The following is a 23,203-nucleotide window of genomic DNA, read 5'->3' on the forward strand; positions in this document are numbered from 1 at the left end:
GGACGCTCGGATGGAGCGCCCATCGCTGTACGGCGCACGGATGTGGCGCCAGGCGGGGCACCTGCTGCTCAACCTGCCGCTGGGCATCGTCGGCTTCGTCCTCGCCGTGCTCACGCTCTCGGTCGGCCTGGGGCTGTCCGTCACCGTGGTCGGCCTGCCGCTGCTGGCCGCCGGGCTGGCCGCCCAGCGTTCCCTGGGCGCCCTGGGCCGGCGCCGGGCGCGGACGGCGTACGGCTCCGCGATCGACGAGCCGGAGCCGGTGCAGCCGCGCCGCCCGGGCGTGGTCGGCTACACCATCGCGCACGTCACCGACCTGCTGAACTGGCGCACCGCGCTCTACAACGTGCTGATGCTGCCCTGGGGCATCCTCAGCTTCGCCCTGACCCTGGTCTCGGTCCTGGTGCTGTGGCCGGTGCTGCCCTGGGTGATCCGCGGCATGGCCGCGATCGACCGGATCCTGATCGAGTCGCTGCTCTTCCCGGGCGCCCTGGCCGAGCGGGTGCGCGAGCTGGAGGACGACCGCGGCACGGTGGTCGACACCGCCGCCGCCGACCTGCGCCGGATCGAGCGCGACCTGCACGACGGGGCCCAGGCCCGGCTGGTGGCGCTGGCGATGGATCTCGGCATGGCCAAGGAGCGGCTGCGCGAGGTGGAGTCCGAGGAGGACGTGGTGGCCGCCACGAGGATGGTCGACAACGCGCACGGCGAGGTGAAGCTGGCCTTGCAGGAGCTGCGGGACCTGGCCCGCGGCATCCACCCGGCGGTGCTCACCGACCGCGGTCTGGACGCCGCGCTGTCCGCGGTCGCGGCCCGCTGCACCGTCCCCGGCGGGGTCAAGGTGAACGTCGACCTGACCGGCCGGGACGGTGAGCCGGAGCGCCCGGACTCGGCGGTCGAGGGCATCGCCTACTTCACCGTCAGCGAGCTGCTGACCAATGTCTCCAAGCACGCCGGAGCCCGCACCGCCTCGGTCGACGTCTGGCGCTCGGACCACCAGCTGATGGTGCTGGTCCAGGACGACGGCAAGGGCGGCGCGGCCCCGTACCCGGGCAGCGGTCTGGCGGGGCTGGCCGAGCGGGTCCGCGCGGTGGACGGGGTCTTCCTGGTGGAGAGCCCGAAGGACGGCCCGACCTCCGTCACCGTCGAGCTGCCCTGGCACACCCGCACTGCCCGCCGCTGACCCCGCCGCTGACTGTCCGGACGGGCGCCGGGCCCCCGTCGAGGCAGTGACGGGGGCCCGGCGCCGGTCCGGTACGGCGGGCGGGCCGCGGAACCCTTGCGCGGCGTGCGGCCCGGCGGCGCCGTACCGGGGTTACGGGGTTGCCAGCTGGCCGAGGGTGACGTCGGCGGTCTGGGTGTTGCCGTCCCGGGTGTAGGTGACGGTGACCTTGCTGCCGGGGGTGAGCGAGGCGAGCGTGGTGGTGAGCGCGTTCAGGGAGTCGACCGGGGTGTCGCCGATCTTGGTGATGACGTCCCCGGCCTGCAGCCCCGCCGAGGCGGCCGCGCTGCCCGGGCTGACCGCCACGATCACCGCGCCGGCCGGCTGGAACTGCTGGTTGAAGCTGGTCCGGGCGGTGATGCCGAGCGCGGCCCGGCCGGAGTTGGTGACCTTGCCCTGCTTGATCAGCTGGTCGGTGATGTTGGTGATGGTGGACGCCGGGATGGCGAAGCCGATGCCGGGGGCGGCCGCGCCGTTGGCCTCGGGTTCGGTCGCGGCGAGCGTGTTGATGCCGATCACCTGGCTGTCCAGATTGACCAGCGCGCCGCCGCTGTTGCCCGGGTTGATCGCGGCCGAGGTCTGCACCATGTTGCCGATGGTGGCGCCCGGCGAGCTGCCGCCCTGGGGCTCGGAGACGGTCCGTCCGGTGGCCGAGACGATGCCCTGGGTGACGCTGCTGGAGAGCCCGAGCGGGCTGCCCATGGCGAGGGTGATCTGGCCGAGCTCGACCTTGCCGGAGTCGCCGAAGGTCGCGGGCTTGAGGCCGCTCGGCGGGCTGGCCAGCCGGATCACCGCGAGGTCGGAGTCGGGGTAGCTGGCGACCAGGCTCGCGTCCAGCGACTTGCTGGTGTTGGCGAGGGTCACGGTGAAGGTGGTCGCGGTACCGACCACGTGGGCGTTGGTGACGATGTCGCCCTTGTTGTCGTAGACGATCCCGGAGCCGAGGCTGTCGCCGGTGGTGATCTGCACCACCGAGGGCAGCACGTCGGCGATCACCTTCTGGTACGCGTCCTGCAGCTGGTTCCCGCTCGACGTGGGGGGCGAGGAGGCCTGCTTGGTGCCGGATCCGGACGCGCCGGACGCGGGCGAGGACGACGAGGAGGAGGCGGAGGAGGACGAGCCGCTGCTACACCCGGCCAGGGCCAGCGCGGCGGTCACCGCGACCGGTGCCAGCAGCCGCGCCTGCGCCGTCCTGGGCCCGGTGGGCCGGGGCCCGGTCGGCCGGGGGCGGGTGTGTTCCTGCTTACGGCTCACCTGGCTGCCTCCGATTCGTCACCACGCCGAGGGCGCGGGCATGAGAGCACGGAAATCTTTGTCAGCATTTCACCGGTTTATCCGGTTCGCTGGCCGGACTCGCCCGGAAAGCCGACCTAAACCGAACACCTAGGATTCGCCGCATGACTTGGTTGATCACCGGCGGTGCCGGATACATCGGCGGGCACGTCGTCCGCCAGCTGCTCGACGCCGGTGAGCGCGTCGTGGTCCTGGACGACCTGAGCACCGGCGACGCGTCCCGCCTCCCGGCCGGGGTCCCCCTGGTCGAGGGCTCCACCCTGGACCGCGCCGTCCTGGACGCCGCGATCCGCGAGCACGGCGTCCAGGGCGTCCTGCACTTCGCCGCCAAGAAGCAGGTCGGCGAGTCGGTCGAGCAGCCGTTCCTGTACTACCGCGAGAACGTGATCGGCCTGCAGACCGTCCTGGAGGCCGCCGCCGAGGGCGGGGTCAAGCGCTTCCTGTTCTCCTCCTCCGCCGCGGTCTACGGCATGCCGGACGTCGACCTGGTCACCGAGTCCACCCCCTGCGCCCCGATGAGCCCGTACGGCGAGACCAAGCTCGCCGGCGAGTGGCTGGTCGCCGCGGCCGGGAAGGCCCACGGCATGTCCACCGTGGCCCTGCGCTACTTCAACGTGGCCGGCGCCGCCTCCCCCGAGCTCTCCGACGCCGGGGTGTTCAACCTGATCCCGATGGTCTTCGAGCGGCTCACCGCCGGCGAGGCCCCGCGGATCTTCGGCGCCGACTACCCGACGCCGGACGGCACCTGCGTGCGCGACTTCATCCACGTCTCCGACATCGCCTCGGCCCACGTGGCGGCCGCCAAGCGGCTGGCCGCGGACCCGGCCGGGACCACCACGCTGGTGCTCAACATCGGCCGCGGCGAGGGCGTCAGCGTCCAGGAGATGCTGGCGGTGATCGGCGAGGTCACCGGCTACGACACCACCGCCGAGGTGACGCCGCGCCGCCCCGGCGACCCCGCCCGGGTGGTGGCCTCCGCCGACCTGATCCACCGCGAGCTGGGCTGGAGCGCGCGCCACGGCGTGGCGGAGATGGTCGCCTCCGCGTGGGACGGCTGGTGCGGCCGCCACCCCGAGGCCCGCAAGGCCTGACGGCCCCGGGTCCGACGGCCCGGCGGGGCGGCGGGGCCGGTGCCCCGCCGCCGGCCCACCCCAGCCGGCCCACCCCAGCGGGCGGGCACGGCTCAGCGGGCAGGCACCGCCGTGCCGTAGAAGGCGTCCAGCGCGTACACGCAGCGGTCCTTGGAGCCGACGAAGACCCGGCCGCCGACCGCCACCGGTGAGCCGGTGAGCTCGCCCTTGGTGCCGAGTTCCCAGCGCAGCTGACCGCTCGCCAGGTCCAGGGTGTGCAGCGAGTGGTCCCGGCTGCCCAGGTGCACCAGCCCGTCGGCCACCGCCGGGGAGCCGACGATCTCGCCGCGCGCGGTGTAGCGCCAGCGCTCCCGGCCGGTCGCCGCCTCGAAGGCGTACAGCACCTCGCCGCTGCCGACCAGCACCATGCCGTCCCCGACGACCACCGGCTCGGCGCCCTGGCGGCTGCCGGTGACCCCGCGCCAGCGGTCCAGGCCGGTGGCCGCGTCCAGCGCGTAGACGGTGCCCAGGTAGTCGGCCACGTAGACGGCGTCGGCGTCCAGGGCGGGCGGGGTGAACAGCACCACCGGGGCCTCGAAGCGCCAGCGCTCGACCCCGCTGGCCGCGTCCAGCGCGTACACCCGGGTGCCGGCCGTGACGTACAGCACGCCGCCGCGCTCGACCGGGTGCGAGGGCACGTCCTCGCCGACCTGGAAGGACCAGCGCAGGCCCGCGCCGCGCGGGTCGACGCAGCGCAGCCGTCCGGCGCCGTAGTAGTAGGCCGCGCCGCCCAGCAGGACCGGGCCGGACTGCGGGTTCTCGTAGTCCTGCTGGGCGTCGTCGGCGCGCCACAGTTCGGCGCCGTTGGCCGCCGAGCGCAGCTGGACGCCGCCGCCCCTGATGCCGCAGCAGAGCACGCCGTCGGCGGCGGAGAGCGAGTAGACCCAGCCGTCCAGCGAGGTGCGCCAGCGCTCGGTGCCGTCCGCGGCGTCCACGGTGTACAGGTGCGGGCCGTCCGCGGCGTGCGCCCGGCCGGCGTCCACCGCGAGCGCCCAGGCGACGTCGCGGGTCTTGTAGCGGCGCTCGCCGGAGCCAATGTCCAGCGCGTGCACCTCGAAGCTGGAGACGAAGAGCATGCCGTCGGCGACCACCGGGGTACCCCAGACGTCGTTGGACATCCGGAACCGCCAGGGGCGCCAGCGGGCGGCCGGGGCCGGCGGGGTGGGGGCCTGGACCGGCTGCGGCGGCGCGGTGGGGGCCGCCCGGCGGACCCAGTCGGTCGCGGCCGGGGCGGTGTTCGGACCGGGCTGCTCGTGCTCGGCCCGCGGCCCCGGGCCTATCCGTACCGAGGCGCCGGACAGCTGCACCTCGACGGCGCCGCCGCCCGTCGGCGCGCGGTGCTTGTTCGGGGAGGCGATCTTCGCGGTCGGGATCTCGGCGTCGGAGGCCTGGCCCGGCCGCGGCGCGGTGTGCACCGGCCCGGCCGGCGGCTGCCCGTGCCGGACGCCCGGGTCGGTGCGCGGGTCGGCGGCCCCGTGGGACTGCGGCGGGACCAGCGGCGGCGGGGGCGTGTACGACGGCGCAGGCGCCTGCGGCGGCTGCGGCGGCTCGGCCTGGACTGGCCGCGGCGGGGCCGGCTGGCGACGGCCGCGCTTGCGCTCGATCAGCTCCAGCGCGTTGGCCGGCAGCCAGTCCCCGGCCTCGCCGGAGGCGTCGTCCCGGGAGAAGAGGTGCGGGGCCAGTTCGGCCTGGATCTGCGCCGGCGTGGGCCGGTGCTCGGCCGCCTGCTGCATGCAGGCCCGGACCAGGTCCATCAGCTCGGGCGGCATGCCGGTCAGGTCCGGCTCCTCGCGCAGCAGCTGGAACACCGTCTCGACCGGGTTGGAGCCGCGGAAGGGCGGGTGCCCGGTGGCGCAGAAGACCATCAGCGAGCCGAGCGAGAAGACGTCGCTGGCGCCCCGGACGGTCCGGCTGTCCCGGGCCTGCTCGGGGGACATGTAGGCGGGGGTGCCCACCGCGACGTTGGTCATGGTGAGCCGGGTGCTGGAGACCCCGGCCGCGATGCCGAAGTCGATCACCTTCGGGCCGTCCTCGACCACCAGGACGTTGGAGGGCTTGAGGTCGCGGTGGATCAGCCCGGCCGCGTGGATGGACTGCAGGGCCTCCGCGATGCCGGCGACCAGCCAGCGGGTGGCGTCCACCGGCAGCGGGCCGCAGTCCTCGACCAGGTCCTCGAGCGAGGGCGCCGGGATGTACGCCGTGGCGAGCCAGGGCACCCGGGCGTCCGCGTCGGCGTCCACCACGGCCGCCGTGTAGAAACCGCCGACCGTCTTGGCGGCCGCGATCTCCCGCGCGAAGCGAACCCGGAACAGCTCGTCCTCGGCCAGCTCCCCCCGGACGGTCTTGATGGCCACTCGTCGCCCGGACGCGGACCGCGCCAGGTAGACCAGCCCCATCCCACCCGCGCCGAGCCGCCCCAGCACCTCGAAGGGCCCGATCCTCCTCGGATCGTGCGCCGTCAGCTGGTCCACTCCGCTGCCACCTCCCCGTTGTCCGCACCCGCCGCGTGGTGCCGGACCCGATTCTCCAACGCCGCCCGGCGCATCTCCAACCTCCCCCGCCCGGAGAGCACCGCCGGGCGCCCCCGCCGCCGGGAACGGAACGGCTGGATTCTGACGCCCGCTCCGGCTGCGGCTTGCACCCGGAGCTCCGGACCGTCCACTTCGGGACGGCTCCGGACCCCTCACCAATCGTCACGTTCTGTCACCCGACCACCCCTCAGCGGACTCGCCGTCACGCTGTGAGATCAAAAGCACACGGGGGGGCTTCAACAGGGGCTTCGAGGCCCGGCGAATATCCGTCCGAAGTGGTTGATGCCGCTATACCAACCCCCGTGCGGAGTAATAGTCGCATCACCGAATCGCGCCAAGATCGTGCCACGGTAAGCTGACGGCATGACAGGACAAGTTCGCACCGTCGACGGTCGCGTCGCCGGGCGACGCGGACAGGAGACGCGGCAGAAGCTGCTCGACTGCCTCCGCGAGATGCTCAGCACGTCGCCCTATCGGGACGTCAAGGTCATCGACGTCGCCCGTATGGCGGGTACCTCCCCCGCGACCTTCTACCAGTACTTCCCGGATGTCGAGGGCGCAGTCCTCGAAATCGCCGAGGAAATGGCCAAGGACGCCGACACCCTCAAAGAGCTGGTGGCCGGAAAGTCCTGGGCAGGGAAGTCCGGACCGACCACTTCGGAAGAACTGGTCGACGGATTCCTCGCCTTCTGGCGCAAGAACGACGCCATTCTCCGAGTGGTCACGCTCGGTGCCGCCGAAGGGGACAAGCGGTTCTTCAAGATCCGCATGACCGTCCTCAACGCGGTCGCCAAGCCGCTCGCAGAGGCCGTCAAGGAACTCCAGGCGAAGGGTCAGGCCGACAAGTCGCTCGACCCGAACGCCGTCGCCGGGGCCCTGGTCTCGCTGCTCGCTTCGGCGGCCGAGCACCAGAAGGCCTTCACCTCCTGGGGCGTCAAGGTCAAGGACCTCAAGCCCAACCTCGCTCCCCTGGTGTACCTGGGCGTCACCGGCAAGAAGCCGCCCAAGTAGACCGACCAACCGACCCACCATCCGCTCCGCGCGCAGCCCCGGCCTCCTGTCCGGGGAACGACGGACGGCGGCCGTGTCCTCGGGGGAGGTCCGCCGACGTACCGCACGCGCGCCAGACATGCCGGTGGGCGGGCACCCCCTCGTACGGGGTGCCCGCCCACCGGCATTCGTCTGTCAGGGCTCCTTACGGCCCGCCTCCCTGCCCGCCCCGAGCGGCGTCACGGGCGAGCGGGCGAACTCCCGCCCCGAGCCGCGTCACCAGCGAGCGGGCGAACTCCCGCCCCGAGCCGCGTCACCAGCGAGCGGGCGAACTCCCGCCCCGAGCCGAAGGGGCGCGCCGGTGCCGAAAGGGAGAAGCGACAAGCGAGGCACGAGCGCCGGAGCGCCGACCGTCGGCACCGGGTCAGAGCGCCCCGGAGGCGAGCGGGCGATTCAGGGGCAGCGCACGACCTGACCGGCGTACGCCAGGCCGCCGCCGAAGCCGAAGAGCAGGACCGGGTCGCCGGGCGAGAGCTCGCCGCGCTCGACCAGCTTGGAGAAGGCCAGCGGGATGGAGGCGGCCGAGGTGTTCCCGGAGTCGACCACGTCCCGGGCCACCACCGCGTCGCCGAGGCCCAGCTTGCGGGCGATGGCGTCGATGATCCGCAGGTTGGCCTGGTGCGGGACGAAGCCCTTCAGTTCGGCCGGGTCGATCCCGGCCCGCTCGCAGGCCTGCCGGGCGAGCGGGGCGAGCTGGGTGGTGGCCCAGCGGAAGACCGACTGGCCCTGCTGGCTGATCACCGGGTCCCAGCCGGTGATCACCACGGCGTCGCCCTTCTCCGGCTCGGAGCCCCAGACCACCGGCCCGATACCGGGCTCGGCGCCCTCCTCCTGGGCCTCGACCACCGCGGCACCCGCGCCGTCGCCGAAGATCACGCAGGTGGAGCGGTCGGTCCAGTCGAGCGTGTCGGACATCCGCTCGGCGCCGATCACCAGCGCGCGGCGGGACGCGCCGGCCCGGATCGCGTGGTCGGCGGTGGCCAGGGCGTACGAGAAGCCGGAGCAGACCGTGTTGATGTCGTACGCGGCGGGCGAGCGCACGCCCAGCCGGGCGGCCACCGCGGCGGCGGTGTTGGGACTGCGCTCGATCGCGGTGCAGGTGGCGACGACGACGAGGTCGATCTCCTCAGCCGTCCGGCCGCTGTTGGCGAGCGCCTTCTGGGCGGCCTCGGCGGCGAGGTCGACCAGGGTCTCGCCTTCGGCGATGTGCCGGGTGCGGATGCCCACCCGGCTGCGGATCCACTCGTCGTCGGTGGCGACGAGCGCCGCCAGGTCGTCGTTGGTGAGGACCTTGGGGGGCTGGTAGTGCCCGAGTGCCACAATGCGAGAACCGCTCATGCTGCCATGGAACCGGGTTACCCGCTGGTCAGCGGGGCACGACCGGCGACAGGATCCGCACCGGCGATCTGTAGGGGATCAACAACGGCCGTTGGGGCGCTTGGGGTCGCGCGTGTGCCAGGTAGCGCGTGTGCCGAGGTCGCGCGTGCCGAGGTCAGGCGGCCAGCGTCGCCGTGTCCCCCATCACGATGACCGGGTGGGCGGCCGGGTCCAGGGTTCGTATCAGCTCGGCCATCTTGTCCTCGGGGATCGACACGCAGCCGTGGGTGGGGCCGTCGTGGTCCACGTGGAGCCAGATGCCGCCGCCCTTCTTGGAGCCCATCGGGCGGCGCATGTCGAGCGGAGTGCTGCCGGCGACGCGGTTGTAGTTGATCGCGACCACGTAGTCGAAGGAGCCGGCCAGCTGGTCGCCGAAGAAGCCGGTGCCGGAGACCACGAAGCTCGGGTCCTTGTCGTACGGGATCTTGCTGCCCGGGTCGTCCTTGCGGCCGCCCGCGTCGGTGAGGCTGAAGACGCCGATCGGGCTGCGCAGGTCGCCCTCGTTGTGGTCGGCGGTCCAGCCGTTCTTGCCGTTGTGGCCCTGCCAGGTCTCGCCGGCCAGCCAGCGGCCCTCGGGGGTGCGGGTCCAGAGGACGACGGTGTTCTTGTCGGTGTTCTTGTCCGTGCCGGAGGCGACCAGGACCTGGGCGGTCTCGGCGGGGATCTTCGCGGTGAACGTGGCACCGAGGCCGGGTATCGCGGCCACCGAGGCGTCCGGGCGGGCCTGGCTGCGGCCGGCGGCCTGGGGGGCGGCCTGCCGGTCGGAGGCGGCCTGGACGGCCGCGGGGGCCGGGGCGGGCTGGTCGGGCTTGCTGACGCCGTCGGGGCCGGGGCCGTCGGCGGCGGTGAGGCCGGGCTTGGCCTCGTCCTGGCCGACGGTGTACCAGCCGGCGGCGGCCGCGACCAGCAGGGCGGTGCCGGCCATCACGGCCTTGCCGTGACGTTTCTGCTTCGCCTTGCGCCGCCGGCCCCGGTTGGCCGCCCGGCCGCCCGCAACGGGCGTGGCCGCGACGGGGGTGGCGGCGGGCACGACGGGGGCGAGGGGCTCGGGGGTCGGCTCGCAGGCGGCCGGTTCGGGCGCGTGGACGGCCGGTTCCGGCGCGGGCTCGTACGACGGGAACGGCTGGTCGTACGCCTCGAAGTACCCGTCAGGGGCCTGCTCGTACGACTGCTCGTACGACTGCTGGTGCGGCTGGTCGTAGGGCTGCTGGTCGTAGGGCTGCTGGTCGTAGGGCTGCTGATAAGGCTGCTCGTACGGCTGGTACACGCCGTAGCCGTACTCCTGCCCGGCGGGCTCCTGGTACGGCTGCTGCGCGGGCTCCTGGTAGGGCTGCTGAACCGGCTGCGCGTACGGCTGGTACGTGCCGTACGGCGCCTCGTGCGACTGCTGCGGCACCCCGTACACCGGCTCTTGCATCGGCTCGTACGGCGGGTACTCGGTGGCGCGATGGGAACCGGACATGCGGTCGATCCTGCCAAACGCCCTACCCGTTGGTAAACCCGGGTCGCGTGCGGAGGCCGTGAAGGCACCGCCGCCCGGGCCGGAGTGCGGCCCGGGCGGCGGGAGAGTGCGCTGGTCGGAGGGCAGGTCAGAGGCGCATCGCCTGCGGGGTCTCACGGCGCGTCAGGTCCGGGCCCTCGTACTCGCGGATGATCTCGTAGCGGGTGTTGCGCTCGACCGGGCGGAAGCCGGCGTCGCGGATCAGGCCGAGCAGGTCGTCGCGGCCGAGCTTGTTCGGGGTGCCGAAGTTGTCCGCGTCGTGGGTGATCTTGTACTCGACGACCGAGCCGTCCATGTCGTCCGCGCCGTGGCTGAGCGCCAGCTGGGCGGTGGTGACGCCGTGCATCACCCAGAAGACCTTGACGTGCGGGACGTTGTCGAAGAGCAGCCGGGAGACCGCGAAGGTCTTCAGCGCCTCGGCGCCGGTGGCCATCTCGGTGCGGGCCATCAGCTTGTTGCGCACGACGCCGTCCTTGGAGTCGTGGAAGTCGTGCTGGTAGCGCAGCGGGATGAAGACCTGGAAGCCGCCGGTCTCGTCCTGCAGCTCGCGCAGCCGCAGCACGTGGTCCACCCGGTGACGGGGCTCCTCGATGTGGCCGTACAGCATGGTGGCCGGCGTCTTGAGGCCCTTGCTGTGCGCGAGGCGGTGGATCCGCGACCAGTCCTCCCAGTGGGTGTCGTGGTCGACGATGTGCTGGCGGACCTCCCAGTCGAAGATCTCCGCGCCGCCGCCGGTCAGCGACTCCAGGCCGGCGTCGATCAGCTCGTCCAGGATCTCGTCGGCGGACAGGCCGCTGATCTTCTCGAACCAGTGGATCTCGGTGGCGGTGAAGGCCTTCAGCGAGACGGTCGGCAGGGCCGCCTTCAGCTCCCGCAGCGAGCGCGGGTAGTAGCGCCACGGCAGGGTCGGGTGCAGACCGTTGACGATGTGCAGCTCGGTGAGGGAGTCGACCTCCATCGCCTTGGCGAGGCGGACGGCCTCCTCGATGCGCATCGTGTAGGCGTCCTTCTCGCCCGGCTTGCGCTGGAACGAGCAGTACGCGCAGGACGCGTTGCACACGTTGGTCATGTTGAGGTGGCGGTTGACGTTGAAGTGGACGACGTCGCCGTTCTTCCGCGTCCGCACGTGGTGGGCCAGACCACCCAGCCAGGCCAGGTCGTCGCTCTCGTAGAGCGCGATCCCGTCCTCGCGGGTCAGCCGCTCACCCGCGTAGACCTTCGCCTCCAGCTCGCGCTTGAGCCCTGCGTCCATGCGGTGACCCGCCTCCTCCGACTTCGATTCCTTGCCGGAACGAGCGTACGCCTATGCGGAGAGCAGCTCGGCGAGCAGTGCGGGTTCGATGTTCCCGCCGCTGACCACGGCCGCCACCGACTGGCCCCCGGTCTCGGCGGCGCGGTGGAAGTACGCGGCCGGGGCGACCGCCCCGGAGGGCTCGGCGACCAGCCTGCCGCGGCGGGCCAGCAGGGCGACGGTGGCCCGGATCTCGTCCTCGGTGACGGTGACGATGTCGTCCACGTAGGCGGTGATGTGCTCGTACGGCAGCACGCCGACGGACGGGGTGCGCAGGCCGTCCGCGATGGTGCGGTAGGTGTCGGCGACCGGCCAGGAGAGCCGGCGCCCGGCCCGCAGGCTGGCCTGGGCGTCGGCCGCCAGCTCGGGCTCCACGCCGATCACCCGGATGCCCGGGCGGGTGAGCTTGAGCGCGGCCGCCGTCCCGCCGATCAGCCCGCCGCCGCTGACCGGCACCAGCACGGTGTCCAGCTCCGCCGGGGCGTCCTCGGCGATCTCCAGACCCACCGTGCCCTGGCCCGCGATGATGAACGGGTCGTCGTACGGCGGCACCCAGACGTAGCCGTGCTTCTCGGCGAGCTCGCCGGGCAGGGTGTCCCGGTCCGCCGGGGACACCAGCACCACCTCGGCGCCGAACCCCCGGGTGGCCTCCACCTTCACCGCCGGCGACGTGTCCGGCATCACGATCACGGCCTTGATGCCGAGCAGCTGCGCCGCGTACGCCACCGCCTGCGCGTGGTTGCCGCTGGACTGGGCGACCACGCCGCGGGCCCGCTCGTCCGCCGTCAGCGCGGCCAGCCGGTTGTAGGCGCCGCGGGTCTTGAAGGCCCCGGTCGGCTGGAGGTTCTCCGGCTTCAGCCAGAGCCGCCGCTCCCCCTCGGCCGCCCAAGGGGCGGGAACCAGCGGGGTGCGCACGGCGACCCCCGCGATCCGCTGCCGAGCTGCGCGCAGCTCCTCCAGACCGACCAGTGCCATGCGTCACTCTCCTACAGGAGGAAGTTCACTCACCCGGTTTTCCCACTTCGTGGAGAGTACGACGGTGGTGCGGGTCCGGGCCACGCCCTTGGTGCCCGAGATCCGCTTCACCACCGACTCCAGGCCGGCCACGTCGGCCACCCGGACCTTGAGCATGTAGGAGTCGTCGCCGGCGATGAACCAGCAGTCCTCGACCTCGTTGAGGTCCTTCAGCCGGAACGCCACGTCCTCGTGGTCCGCCGCGTCCGTGAGCTGAAGGCCGATCAGGGCCGTGACGCCGAAACCGAGCGAGGCCGGGTTGACCGTCGCGCGGTACCCCGTGATGACCCCGGCCTGCTCCAGGCGGTTGATCCGGTCCGTGACGCTCGGGCCGGAGAGTCCGACCAACCGGCCCAGCTCGGCGTAGGACGCACGGCCGTTCTCCCGGAGCGCCTGGATGAGCTGTCTGTCCACCGTGTCCATATACCGTCCGCGTCCTTCCGAACCTCTCCAGACCCACAGATCATTATCCGGATTCAAAGGCGCCGTGCGCCGACCGACCCGGATATCGCAGAGAAGATACTCTCCCGCCCTCGGTCTCCTTACTCCCCCTCAGCCGAAGCGCCCCCATTCCCGTCCGCTCGGCGGGCGGCCGCGCCCAACTCGCCCTCCCAGCGCAGGTACAGGGAATGCGGCACGCCGACGGCGTCCAACACCCGTCCGGCCACGAAATCCACGAGTTCGCGCACGGTGGAGCCGCCGGCGTAAAAACCGGGCGAAGCGGGCAGGACGACCGCGCCCTGCGCGTCGAGCTCCACCAGGTGCTTCAACGTCACCCCGTTGAGTGGCGTCTCGCGCACGCACACGACGAGCGGGCGGCGCTCCTTGAGGGTGACACTGGCGACCCGCTGCAGCAGGTCCTTGCTCAGGCCCAGCGCGATCCCGGCCACCGCGCCGGTGGTCGCGGGCACCACCAGCATGCCCTTGGCCGGGTACGAGCCGCTGGACGGGCCGGCCGCGAAGTCCCCGGCGGGCCAGTAGCGGACGTCGTCCAGGCCGTCCTCGGGGCCCTCCACGCCCAGCCAGGCGGCCAGGTCGGCGCGCCAGTGGGCGTCCCGGAAGGAGATGCCGGTCTCGTCCAGGATCGTCAGCCGGGCGGCCCGGCTGACGATCAGGTCCACCGCCTCACCGGCCGCCAGCAACCCCCGGATCACCGAGGCCGCGTACGGCGTCCCCGACGCGCCCGAGACCCCGACCACCCACGGCTGACGCTTCGCATGTCCCATGGGGCATTTCTATCCGGCTTCACCCGGCGGAGCCGCATCCGCGGTCGCCCCTGGAAGGATGGGGGCATGGCAGCGACCCTCGTCGACCTCACCCATCAGGTGACCACCGCGATGCCGGTCTACCCCGGCGATCCGGCCGTCCTGCTGGAGCCCGCACTCACCACCGCCACCGCCGGGGTGAACGTGCTGGCCCTGCACCTCGGCTCGCAGTCCGGGACCCACGTGGACGCGCCGTACCACGTGGACGTCACCTGGCCGACCCTGGACGGCCTGCCGCTGGAGCGGTTCACCGGGCCCGCCGTACTCGCCGACCTGCGCGGGCTGGAGCCCCGGACGGCCGTCACCCCCGACCTGCTGGCGCCCGCGCTGGAACGGGCCGCGGACTCCGGCGAGGGCACCGTCCTGCTGCTGGCCACCGGCTGGGCCCGGCACTGGGGCACCGACGCCTACCTCGCCCACCCCAGCCTGACCCCGGCCGCCGCCGAGGCGATCGTGGCCGCCGGGGTGCGGACGGTCGGGGTGGACGCGCTCAGCGTCGACCCGACGCCCGACCCGGGCCCCGGGGACCCCGCGGTGGCCGCCCTGCTGGCCGACCTCACCGACGAGCACGACCAGGACACCGCCGCCGAACCGTCGCTCGCCGCGCACCGGGTGCTGCTGGGGGCGCCCGGCGGCGGGGTGATCGCCGAGAACCTGACCGACTTGCGGGCGCTGCTGGAGGCGCAGGAGGCCGGCCGGCCGGTGGCGGTCTCGCTGTTCCCGCTGCGGCTGGTCGCGGCGGACGGCGCCCCGGTACGGGCGGTGGCCCGGCTGGGCTGAGCCGCAGCCGGTCGCCGCCGCGCGCACCTCACTTGGTCTAGACCATCCCCCGGTGGCGCCAGTACGCTGTCCGCCCATGGCTGAGATCATCGGAGTGATCGAGCGACTCTGGCGCTACCCCGTGAAATCCACCGGCGGCGAGCGGCTCGACTCCGTCGAGGTGGACGAGCGCGGCCTGGCCGGCGACCGCCTCTACGCCGTCCGCGACGCGACCGGGAAGCTCGGCTCCGGCAAGAACACCCGCCGCTTCCGCCGGATGGACGGCCTGCTCCGCCTCTCCGCCCGCCTCGGCCATCGGATCGACGGGCCCGAACTGTTCGACCCGCTCGGCCGCCCGGTCGACCGGCCGACCGCCTTCCTGCGCGCCTACCTCCAACGCGAGGACGTCGAACTCGCCCGCGAGGACGCCGTCTCGCACTTCGACCGGCTGCCGGTCAGCGTGCTCAGCACCGCCACCCTGGACTGGGTGCGCGAGACCGTCCCCTTCGCCGCCGTCGACGAACGCCGCTTCCGGCCCAACATCGTGCTGCGCACCCCGCCCGGCACCCCGCCCTTCGTCGAAGACGCCTGGCTCGGCCGCCAGGCCCACGGCGGGGCCCCGGACAGCGCCCGGCTCGCCTTCGTCACCTCCAGCGAACGCTGCCCGATGACCGGCGCCCCGCAGCCGGGACTGCCGCACGCACCCGAGATCCTCAAGGCCGTCGTGCACGCCCACGACGGCCGCCTCGACGCCCTCGCCGAGGTCGCCGCCCCGGGCCGACTCCGCGTGGGCGATCGGCTGACACTGGACTGACGAACCGTCAACTCGTGCTGCGCGGCGGGCCGATCAGGCAGAAGGGGTGCCCGGCGGGGTCGGCGTAGATGCGCCAGCGGCCGGCGTCGTGGAGGTGGGTGGCACCGAGGGCGAGGACGTCGCGGTGGGCGGCGGCCAGGTCCTCGACGTCGATGTCGAGGTGGGCCTGGGCGGGGTGCTCCGGGTCGGGCCAGCGCGGCGGGCGGTGGTCGGCGACGCCCTGGAAGCAGAGCACCGCGCCGCCGTCGAGGTGCAGGGTGGACCAGTCCGTGTCCAGCGACCAGCGCGGGTCCGGGCGGTCCACCTCGCCGCCGAGCAGGGCGGCGTAGAAGCGGGCGAGGATCGCCGGATCCGGGCAGTCGAGCACGAGGCACTGCAGTTTGCCGATCACGGTTCTCCTCGGGCCTGGTTGCGGCCCTCGGATTCTGCCCCGGGGAGGGCGACCGCCCGCAGGTAGGAGTCGACGAAGAGGTCGATGGACTCCGCCAGCGAGGGCAGACCGGCGCCGAGGGCGGGTTCGAGCACCGGCCGCAGCAGGATGTGGGTGATCAGCGGGCCGAACAGCAGCTGGACCAGCACCGGGAGCGGCAGTGGCCGCAGCCGTCCGGCCTCGATGTGCGGCCGCAGCAGCCGGTCGAGGCCGTCGAACATCCGCGGCAGGTTGGCCGCCATCATCTTCGCGGCGGGACCGTCCGGGCGGCTGAACAGGTCGGCGAGGACGGCCGGGACGATCCGGGGCTCCTGGGCGAAGGCCGCGGCAAAGGTGTCGTAGAACGCCCGGACGGTGTCCGCGAGGCGCTCCGGCGGGTCGGCCGCCAGGGCCTCCAGGTCCGGCAGTGGGCCGTAGTGCTCGAAGACGGCGGCGAGCAGACCGTCCCGTCCCTCGAAGACGGTGTGCAGGCTGGGCAGCGAGCACCCGGCCCGGTCGGCGACGGCGTCCAGGGTGATTCCGGCGAGGCCGCGCTCGGCCACCAGCAGGGCCGCCGCCTCGATCGCGCGCTCGCGCACCGGCGGCCGCCCGCCCGGGTCGACCCCGGCCTGCCGGACCGCTTCGTCCAGCGCCGCGCGGGAGCCGCCGAGCCGACGCAGCAGTGTGCTGCGGGAGATGCCGGCCGCCGCGGCGATCGCCGTCAGCGGGACGTCGGCGACGTCCTGGCCCCGCTCCTTCGCCGCCGCGACAGCGGCCGCCACCAGATCCTTCATGTGAAGCATCGTACTACTTGACACCTGAGACGGTTCCAGAGAGTCTATTAATGCAAGTTCCACACGGACAGTGATCTGTCGAACACTGAAGGGAGACGGCCATGAGCGTCGTGATCTCCGGGGGCGGTCCGGCCGGAATGATGATGGGCCTGATGCTGGCCCGCGCAGGAATCGAGGTGACGGTGCTGGAGAAGCACGGGGACTTCCTGCGCGACTTCCGCGGCGACACCGTCCACGCCTCCACCGTGCGACTGATGGACGAACTCGGCCTGGGCCGGGAGTTCGCCGCACTGCCGCAGAGCCGGCTCGGCAACATGGTGGTGCCCGTGCCCGGAGTCGGCCCGGTCGCCCTGAGCGCCTTCGAGCGGCTGCGCGCGCCGTACGACTACATCGCGATGATCCCGCAGTGGGACCTGCTCGACTTCCTCGTCGCGGCGGCGCAGCGGGAACCCACCTTCACGGTGCGGATGAACACCGAGGCGACCGGCCTGCTCCGGGAGGGCGGCCGGGTGGTCGGCGTGCGGTACCGCACCCGGGACGGCGAGGAGGGCGAACTGCGCGCCGCGCTCACCGTCGCCGCCGACGGACGGCACTCCACCCTGCGCCAGGAAGCCGGACTGCAGCCCGAGGAGTACCCGGTGCCCTTCGACACCTGGTGGTTCCGCCTCCCCCGGCACGCCGACGAGCAGGCCGCGCCGCCCAACCTCGCCCCCGGCTTCGGGCACGGCGACATGGCGCTGAGCCTCACCCGCGACGACTACTTCCAGATCGCCTACTTCAGGGCCAAGGGCACCGACCCCCAGCTGCGCGCCGAGGGCATCGAGCGCTTCCGCGAGCGGATCGCCCGGTTGCTCCCCCAATACGCCGACCGGGTCGACCAGTTGACGAGCCTGGACGACGTCCACCTGCTCGACGTCAAACTCAACCGGCTGGACCGCTGGTACGCCGACGGACTGCTGCTGATCGGCGACGCCGCCCACGCGATGTCCCCGGCCGGCGGGGTCGGCATCAACCTGGCCATCCAGGACGCCGTCGCGGCCGCCACCCTGCTCGCCGAACCGCTGCGGCGCGGCCGCCCCACCGTCGCGGCCCTGGCCCGGGTGCAGCGCCGCCGGTGGCGGCCGACCGTGATCATGCAGCGCCTGCAGCGGGTCCTGCACCGCGTGATGTTCGAGCCCGTCCTCACCGGCCGCCGGGTCGGCCCGCCCACCCAGCTGGTGCTGCTCGCCCGCTACGTCCCCGGCTTCCCGCTGCTGCTGTCCCGCATGGTCGCCTTCGGCCCGCTGCCCGAGCACGCCCCGGCCTTCGCCCGACGACCGGCGGCGTGAGCCGGCGGGCCGCCGGGAATGACCGATGGCATGACGATCCCTCACCGCTCGACCGGCACCGGCGACCACCACGTCCTGGTCCTGCACGACTGGTTCGGCACCAGCGTGGGCTGGGGCCCGTTCCTCGACTACCTCGACGGCGGCGCCTTCAGCTACGCCTTCCTCGACTACCGGGGCTACGGCGAACGCAAGGACGTCCCCGGCGACTACACGCTCGCCGAGATCGCCGCCGACGCGCTCGCCCTCGCCGACCAGCTCGGCTGGGACCGCTTCTCGGTGGTCGGCCACTCGATGGGCGGCAAGGCCGCCCAGCAGGTGCTCGCCGAAGCCCCGCTGCGGGTCCGCAAACTGGTCGGCCTGGCTCCGGTGCCCGCGGGGGCCTACCCGCTGGACGAGGCCGGCGAGGCGCTGTTCTACGGCGCCGCCGAGGACCGGGAGAAGCGGCTCACGATCCTCGACCTCGTCACCGGGCGACGAGCCGGCCGGGTCTGGCTCGACCGCATGGTCGACCAGTCCCTGCACCTGTCCACGCCCGAGGCCTTCGGCGGCTACGCCCGCGACTGGACCACCGCCGACCTCGAGCACCGGATCAGCGGCCACCCCGTCCCGGTCAAGGTGATCGTCGGCGAACACGACCTCGCCCTCACCGCCGACGTCATGCGCGGCACCTGGCTCAGCCACTACCCCAACGCCGAGCTGGAGGAGCTCGGCGGCACCGGCCACTACCCGATGTACGAGGCACCGGTGGCCCTGGCCGCCTCCCTGGAGGGCTTCCTGCACAACTGAGGCCCCGGCTGCGCAGCGCAGGAAGTCGGCGGGGCCGACTTCCTGCGCCTGGAGTGGCGCAACGGATCGGGATCAGCAGGCGGGGCGCAGGGTGAGTCTGCGGGCGGCGAGGAGGGCGGTGCGGGCGATGGCGGCACCGGTGCGGGCGGTGGCCGGGTCGGGGACGGGTCGCCGGGGGACGAGGCCGGCGCAGGGGCGGCAGATGCCCGGGCTGGGCACGGGGGCGCGGCACTCGCGGCATTCGGTGCGCGGGGGCGGGGCGACAGCCGGACGGCCCGGTGGGGGCAGTTTGCGCTTCAGGCGATTGCGGAGGATGCCGACCGGGGAGTGCACGGGCTGCGGGAGGCCGGGGACGAGGGCCTGGGTGAGGTCGGCCTCGGTGGCGCCGCGCGCCAGCCACTCGGCGACGAGGGGTGCGAGGGCGAGGGCCTCGCGCTCGCCGAGGCGCAGGCGGGGCTCTCGGCGGATGACCCGGTAGAGCGCGGCGACCGCCTCCTGGACCTGCGGGTCGGGCGGTGGCGTCAACTCCTCTGCGGGGAGGGTGGGTACTTCTTCCGGGTGACGATCTCGTTCGGAAGAACGGTGAAGCTGCGCGTCCGGACGCTACGATGAATGTGCATGGGGAGTGTTGGCTCCTGGTGCCGGGCCCCGGGGTGTTCCAGCACCGCCGGGGTCAACTCTTTCCGCGTACGCCACGGAACGTAACACGTCGATCGCGCCCCGTGTTAACCGGATTGACGAATAGTCAGCGCTCGAAGCGCCAGGGGGCGCACGGGATTTGGGCGCGCGCCGGGTAGACGATGGCGCATGGACTCTGGACCCGTACGCATGGGGTGTCTCATGTTCCTCGCTTACGTTCGATACATGACAGATAAGCGAGTTGACGACACGTCGCCCGTGCTGGTGGTCGGCGCCTCCGGGACGGTCGGACGGCACGTCGGGCTGCAGCTCGTGGCCGCCGGGGTGCGGGCGCGGACCCTGACACAGCGGGCCCTGCTCGGCCCGATGTCCCTGGAGGCGGCAGCGCAGGGCGTCGGCGCGGTCCTGCTGGGGTGGCCGTTCCCGACCCCGGAGGGGGCGGCGGAGGCCGTCGGGGTGCTCGCCCGGGAGGTCGGGCGAGTGGTGTTCCTGTCATCGGCCGTCCCCGGCCGACCGGACGGCACGATCGAGACGCTGCTCGCCGGGAGCGGGGTACGGCACACCGTGCTGCGGGCGCACGGCTTCGCCACCGCGCTGCAGTGGTCGGAGGAGATCAGGGCCGACGGCGCGGTGCGGGGCTACGGCGGTACGGCCGGGCTGAACCCCGTGGACGAGCGGGACATCGCGGCCGTCGCCGTCCGGGCCCTGGTCGAGGACGGCCACGACGGCGCCCGGTACGTCCTCACCGGCCCCGACTCGCCCACGCAGGCGGAACAGGTGAGCATCATCGGCAAGGCCGCAGGCCGCCCGGCGCGCTGGCAGGAGATCCCCCGCGAAGCCGCCCGCCACCGCATGCTCTGCACCGGCCGGCCCCCGGCCATCGCCGACGGCGCACTGGACTTCATCCACGCCCGCATCACCGCCCCCGAGCCGGTGACGACAACCGTCCAGGACCTCACCGGCCACCCGGCCCGCAGCTTCCACACCTGGGCAACGGACCACGCCGCCCTGTTCCGCTGAACGCGGCGGGACGTCACGCAGGCCGCAGCCTTCGCCGGCGTCACGGTGAAGACCATCCGGGCTGGGGGGAGCCGCACTCATCCTCGACCGGTACGTCGAGTTCGGCGGTGACGGCGGTGCGGAGCGCGTCGTGTGTGGGGCCGAGGGCGTGCTGCGGGTCCTGCCAGTGCGTGGGCGGGTAGAGCCACACCGGGCGCTGGACGAGGTGGGCGGGCTCCCAGTCGTAGCGGGGCCAGATGTGGGCGTGCAGGAACGGGTCCTTGTTGCCCAGGATTTCGAGGTTGACCCGGCGGAAGGCCGGATCGGCGGCGCGGCACGCCCGTTCGACGGCCTCGCCGAGGCGGTCGAGGTCGGCGAGGTACGCGAGGCGGCGCGGGCGGGGCAGGTCGCTGAGACGTTCCGCACCCGGCGTATCGGTCAGCAGGACCGAGTAGCCGGGCAGGAACTGGACGTCTCCGATGACGGCGAAGCCGGCGTCCAAGCGCCGCAGCACGGTGGGGTTCTCGCCCCGGAGCGCACTGCCGATGCGGTCGGCGCGCCAGTCGGCCGCCCGTAGCTCGACGCCTTGCGCATCATCTCGAAGCAAGGATCAGATTCCGAGGCCGCGAATGATCAGGTCCAGCAGGGCGAAGACGAACAGCGAGATGCCCACGAACCCGTTGGTCTGGAAGAACGCCCGGTTGAGCTTCGACAGGTCGTTCGGCTTGACGATGGTGTGCTCGTACAGGAAGGCGCCCGCGACGACCACGAGGCCGACCCAGAACGCCACTCCGGCGCCCGTCAACAGCGCGAACCAGCCCAACAGGAGCGTTGTCAGGACGTGGCACACGCGCGCGCCCCGGATCGCCGCCGGGATGCCGAAGCGGGCCGGTACGGACCGCACGTCTCCCTGCCGGTCGGATTCGACGTCCTGGCAGGCGTAGATGAGGTCGAAGCCGCCGATCCAGATGCCGACGGCCACGCCGAGGACGACGGCCTCCCAGGACCACGTGCCCGTCACCGCGAGCCAGGCGCCGACCGGCCCCATGGCCTGGGCGAGGCCGAGGATCGCCTGGGGGAAGTCGGTGAACCGCTTGCCGTACGGGTAGACGACCATCGGCACGACGGCGACCGGGGCGAGGGCCAGGCAGAGCGGGTTGAGCATGGCGGCCGCGCCGAGGAAGACCACCAGCGCGACGGCGGACCCGGCGTACGCGGTCTTCAACGACACCGCGCCGGTGACGAGTTCGCGCGAGGCGGTGCGCGGGTTGCGGGCGTCGATCTCGCGGTCGATGATCCGGTTGGCGGCCATGGCGAAGGTCCGCAGCCCGACCATGCACACGGTGACGACGAACAGCTGCCCCCAGTGCACCCGCTTGTCGGCGAGGAACATGGCCGTCAGTGCGGCGATGTACGCGAAGGGCAGGGCGAAGACCGAGTGCTCGATCATCACCAACCGCAGGAACGCCTTCGTACGCCCCGGGGTTTCGACAGCGGCCGTGCTCACAGCCCGTACTCCTTCCAGCGACGCGAGACCAGCGCGGCGGTGGCCGGGTCCGAGGAGACCATCTCCGGCCAGCCGCCGTCGCGGGTGTAGCCCTCTTCGGGCAGTTTGCGGGTCGCGTCGATGCCGGCCTTGCCGCCCCAGAACTGCTGGTAGGAGGCGTGGTCGAGGTGGTCGACCGGGCCTTCGACGACGGTGAGGTCCCGGCTGTAGTCGACGTTGCCGAAGGCCCGCCAGGCGACTTCCTGGTAGTCGTGCACGTCGCAGTCGGCGTCCACCACGATGATCAGCTTGGTCAGCGACATCATGTGGGCGCCCCAGATCGCGTGCATCGTCTTCTGGGCGTGCTTGGGGTACTTCTTGTCGATCGAGACGATCACGCAGTTGTGGAAGCCGCCGGCCTCGGGCAGGTCGTAGTCGACGATGTCCGGGATGATGATCTTCAGCAGCGGCAGGAAGAACCGTTCGGTGAACTTGCCCAGCGGGCCGTCCTCCGTCGGGGGGCGGCCGACCACGATGGACTGCAGGATCGGGCGGCGGCGCATCGTCACGCAGTCGATCGTGAGCGCCGGGAACGGCTCCTGCGGGGTGTAGAAGCCGGTGTGGTCGCCGAACGGGCCCTCGGGCAGCATCTCGCCGGGCTCCAGCCAGCCTTCCAGCACGACCTCGGCGTCGGCGGGCACCTGCAACGGGACGGTCTTGCAGTCGACCATCCGGACCCGCTCGCCCGCGATGAAGCCGGCGAAGAGGTACTCGTCGATGTCGCCCGGCAGTGGCGCGGTGGCGGCGTAGGTGACGGCCGGCGGGCAGCCGAAGGCGATCGCGACCGGGAGGCGCTCCCCACGACGGGCGGCCACCGCGTAGTGGTTGCGGCTGTCCTTGTGGATCTGCCAGTGCATGCCGATGGTGCGGCGGTCGTGCCGCTGGAGCCGGTAGAGGCCCAGGTTGCGGATGCCGCTGTCCGGGTCCTTGGTGTGGGTGAGGCCCAGGTTGAAGAAGGAGCCGCCGTCCAGCGGCCAGGTGAAGAGGGCGGGCAGCTCGTCCAGGTTGACGTCGTCGCCGGTGAGGACGACTTCCTGCACCGGGGCGTCGCCGGACTTCACGTTCCGGGGCGGGACGTGCGCCATGGAGGCGAGCTTGCCGAAGGCGTCACGGAAGCCGGTGAAGCCTTGCGGCAGTTCGGGCTTGAGCAGGCCGGCGATCTTCTCGGAGATGTCGTCGGGGCCCTTGAGGCCGAGCGCCTTGGCCAGGCGCTGCTCGGTGCCGAAGACGTTCATCGCGAGCGGCATCGACGAGCCCTTGACGTTCTCGAAGAGCAGCGCGGGGCCCTTGGCCTTCTGCACGCGGTCGACGATCTCGCCGATCTCCAGGTGGGGATCCACCTCCGCCTTGATGCGCTTGAGGTCGCCTTCGCGGTCGAGGGCCCGGAGAAACGAGCGGAGATCGTCGTATGCCATGCCTGTCAGTATCCGCCACCAGATAGCCTGGCTTGCGTCAAGG

22 protein-coding genes are annotated in these 23,203 nt (G+C 72.7%); 8 read left to right on the forward strand and 14 right to left on the reverse strand.

The annotated features are described in order from the left end of the window. The first annotated feature begins 10 nt into the window (after nucleotides 1–10). Nucleotides 11–1,180 (forward strand): sensor histidine kinase, encoded by a 1,170-nt coding sequence (locus tag ACZ51D_RS14890; protein ID WP_465616364.1) that lies wholly within the window; start codon nucleotides 11–13, stop codon nucleotides 1,178–1,180. A 132-nt stretch (nucleotides 1,181–1,312) separates the two neighbouring features. Here ACZ51D_RS14890 and ACZ51D_RS14895 read toward each other — a convergent pair whose 3' ends face one another. Further along, on the reverse strand, nucleotides 1,313–2,473 hold the full coding sequence (locus ACZ51D_RS14895) for a S1C family serine protease (RefSeq protein ID WP_465662462.1): 1,161 nt from the start codon (nucleotides 2,471–2,473) through the stop codon (nucleotides 1,313–1,315). A gap of 143 nt (nucleotides 2,474–2,616) precedes the next feature. On the opposite strand from ACZ51D_RS14895, the gene galE reads away from it, so the two are divergent. Next, nucleotides 2,617–3,603: a UDP-glucose 4-epimerase GalE gene (gene galE / locus ACZ51D_RS14900; protein WP_360495500.1), complete on the forward strand. Its 987-nt coding sequence runs from the start codon at nucleotides 2,617–2,619 to the stop codon at nucleotides 3,601–3,603. Nucleotides 3,604–3,695: 92 nt separating this feature from the next. On the opposite strand, the gene ACZ51D_RS14905 is transcribed toward galE, so the two are convergent. Beyond that, the gene (locus ACZ51D_RS14905; RefSeq protein WP_465616057.1) at nucleotides 3,696–6,113 is read right to left on the reverse strand and encodes an outer membrane protein assembly factor BamB family protein; all 2,418 of its coding nucleotides are present in this window, start codon (nucleotides 6,111–6,113) and stop codon (nucleotides 3,696–3,698) included. Nucleotides 6,114–6,536: 423 nt separating this feature from the next. Here ACZ51D_RS14905 and ACZ51D_RS14910 point away from each other — a divergent pair, with 423 nt between their 5' ends. Further along, on the forward strand, nucleotides 6,537–7,184 hold the full coding sequence (locus ACZ51D_RS14910) for a TetR family transcriptional regulator (RefSeq protein WP_030055725.1): 648 nt from the start codon (nucleotides 6,537–6,539) through the stop codon (nucleotides 7,182–7,184). A gap of 432 nt (nucleotides 7,185–7,616) precedes the next feature. Here the strand turns inward: ACZ51D_RS14910 and ACZ51D_RS14915 are convergent, their stop codons facing one another. The 6 genes from ACZ51D_RS14915 to ACZ51D_RS14940 form a co-directional block, all read right to left on the reverse strand. Continuing rightward, nucleotides 7,617–8,561, reverse strand: coding sequence for a beta-ketoacyl-ACP synthase III (locus tag ACZ51D_RS14915; protein ID WP_360495506.1), 945 nt, complete (start codon nucleotides 8,559–8,561; stop codon nucleotides 7,617–7,619). A 154-nt stretch (nucleotides 8,562–8,715) separates the two neighbouring features. After that, entirely contained in the window at nucleotides 8,716–10,062 is a 1,347-nt protein-coding gene (locus tag ACZ51D_RS14920) for a L,D-transpeptidase family protein (RefSeq protein ID WP_465662464.1), read from the reverse strand. A gap of 127 nt (nucleotides 10,063–10,189) precedes the next feature. Beyond that, nucleotides 10,190–11,353: an aminofutalosine synthase MqnE gene (gene mqnE / locus ACZ51D_RS14925; RefSeq protein ID WP_360495512.1), complete on the reverse strand. Its 1,164-nt coding sequence runs from the start codon at nucleotides 11,351–11,353 to the stop codon at nucleotides 10,190–10,192. Nucleotides 11,354–11,404: 51 nt separating this feature from the next. Continuing rightward, a complete protein-coding gene (locus ACZ51D_RS14930; protein WP_360495515.1) occupies nucleotides 11,405–12,367 on the reverse strand; it encodes a threonine ammonia-lyase in 963 nt (320 codons plus the stop codon). A 3-nt stretch (nucleotides 12,368–12,370) separates the two neighbouring features. Beyond that, entirely contained in the window at nucleotides 12,371–12,829 is a 459-nt protein-coding gene (locus ACZ51D_RS14935; RefSeq protein WP_030055719.1) for an Lrp/AsnC family transcriptional regulator, read from the reverse strand. 119 nt (nucleotides 12,830–12,948) lie between these two features. After that, a complete protein-coding gene (locus tag ACZ51D_RS14940) occupies nucleotides 12,949–13,632 on the reverse strand; it encodes a UbiX family flavin prenyltransferase (RefSeq protein ID WP_465662467.1) in 684 nt (227 codons plus the stop codon). Between the two features lie 66 nt (nucleotides 13,633–13,698). On the opposite strand from ACZ51D_RS14940, the gene ACZ51D_RS14945 reads away from it, so the two are divergent. Beyond that, nucleotides 13,699–14,451: a cyclase family protein gene (locus tag ACZ51D_RS14945; RefSeq protein ID WP_360495521.1), complete on the forward strand. Its 753-nt coding sequence runs from the start codon at nucleotides 13,699–13,701 to the stop codon at nucleotides 14,449–14,451. Between the two features lie 76 nt (nucleotides 14,452–14,527). Beyond that, entirely contained in the window at nucleotides 14,528–15,244 is a 717-nt protein-coding gene (locus ACZ51D_RS14950) for an MOSC domain-containing protein (protein WP_465662468.1), read from the forward strand. A gap of 7 nt (nucleotides 15,245–15,251) precedes the next feature. On the opposite strand, the gene ACZ51D_RS14955 is transcribed toward ACZ51D_RS14950, so the two are convergent. Together ACZ51D_RS14955 and ACZ51D_RS14960 are read right to left on the reverse strand one after the other, a co-directional pair. Continuing rightward, complete coding sequence (locus tag ACZ51D_RS14955) at nucleotides 15,252–15,635, reverse strand: VOC family protein (RefSeq protein ID WP_465662470.1); 384 nt, start codon at nucleotides 15,633–15,635, stop codon at nucleotides 15,252–15,254. Next, nucleotides 15,632–16,447 carry a TetR/AcrR family transcriptional regulator gene (locus ACZ51D_RS14960; protein WP_465616041.1) on the reverse strand — a complete coding sequence of 272 codons (816 nt, stop codon included), beginning with the start codon at nucleotides 16,445–16,447 and terminating at the stop codon, nucleotides 15,632–15,634. The genes ACZ51D_RS14955 and ACZ51D_RS14960 overlap by 4 nt, the downstream gene beginning before the upstream one ends. 101 nt (nucleotides 16,448–16,548) lie before the next feature. On the opposite strand from ACZ51D_RS14960, the gene ACZ51D_RS14965 reads away from it, so the two are divergent. Both ACZ51D_RS14965 and ACZ51D_RS14970 read left to right on the forward strand, forming a co-directional pair. Then, nucleotides 16,549–17,775, forward strand: coding sequence for an FAD-dependent oxidoreductase (locus tag ACZ51D_RS14965; protein WP_465616039.1), 1,227 nt, complete (start codon nucleotides 16,549–16,551; stop codon nucleotides 17,773–17,775). A 30-nt stretch (nucleotides 17,776–17,805) separates the two neighbouring features. Beyond that, nucleotides 17,806–18,561: an alpha/beta fold hydrolase gene (locus tag ACZ51D_RS14970; RefSeq protein ID WP_465616037.1), complete on the forward strand. Its 756-nt coding sequence runs from the start codon at nucleotides 17,806–17,808 to the stop codon at nucleotides 18,559–18,561. A gap of 72 nt (nucleotides 18,562–18,633) precedes the next feature. Here ACZ51D_RS14970 and ACZ51D_RS14975 read toward each other — a convergent pair whose 3' ends face one another. Beyond that, nucleotides 18,634–19,086, reverse strand: coding sequence for a hypothetical protein (locus tag ACZ51D_RS14975; RefSeq protein WP_465662472.1), 453 nt, complete (start codon nucleotides 19,084–19,086; stop codon nucleotides 18,634–18,636). Nucleotides 19,087–19,425: 339 nt separating this feature from the next. Here ACZ51D_RS14975 and ACZ51D_RS14980 point away from each other — a divergent pair, with 339 nt between their 5' ends. Next, a complete protein-coding gene (locus tag ACZ51D_RS14980; RefSeq protein WP_465616034.1) occupies nucleotides 19,426–20,220 on the forward strand; it encodes a Rossmann-fold NAD(P)-binding domain-containing protein in 795 nt (264 codons plus the stop codon). A 40-nt stretch (nucleotides 20,221–20,260) separates the two neighbouring features. On the opposite strand, the gene ACZ51D_RS14985 is transcribed toward ACZ51D_RS14980, so the two are convergent. From ACZ51D_RS14985 to ACZ51D_RS14995, 3 genes are read right to left on the reverse strand one after another with little or no spacing between them, the layout of a single operon-like run. Then, complete coding sequence (locus ACZ51D_RS14985; RefSeq protein WP_465662474.1) at nucleotides 20,261–20,806, reverse strand: diadenosine tetraphosphate hydrolase; 546 nt, start codon at nucleotides 20,804–20,806, stop codon at nucleotides 20,261–20,263. A gap of 3 nt (nucleotides 20,807–20,809) precedes the next feature. After that, nucleotides 20,810–21,706 (reverse strand): menaquinone biosynthesis prenyltransferase MqnP, encoded by an 897-nt coding sequence (gene mqnP, locus ACZ51D_RS14990; RefSeq protein WP_465662476.1) that lies wholly within the window; start codon nucleotides 21,704–21,706, stop codon nucleotides 20,810–20,812. Further along, on the reverse strand, nucleotides 21,703–23,160 hold the full coding sequence (locus tag ACZ51D_RS14995) for a menaquinone biosynthesis decarboxylase (protein WP_360495557.1): 1,458 nt from the start codon (nucleotides 23,158–23,160) through the stop codon (nucleotides 21,703–21,705). Before ACZ51D_RS14995 ends, mqnP begins: the two co-directional genes overlap by 4 nt. Nucleotides 23,161–23,203 lie beyond the last annotated feature (43 nt).

The organism is Kitasatospora sp. NPDC033851 (assembly GCF_055576085.1).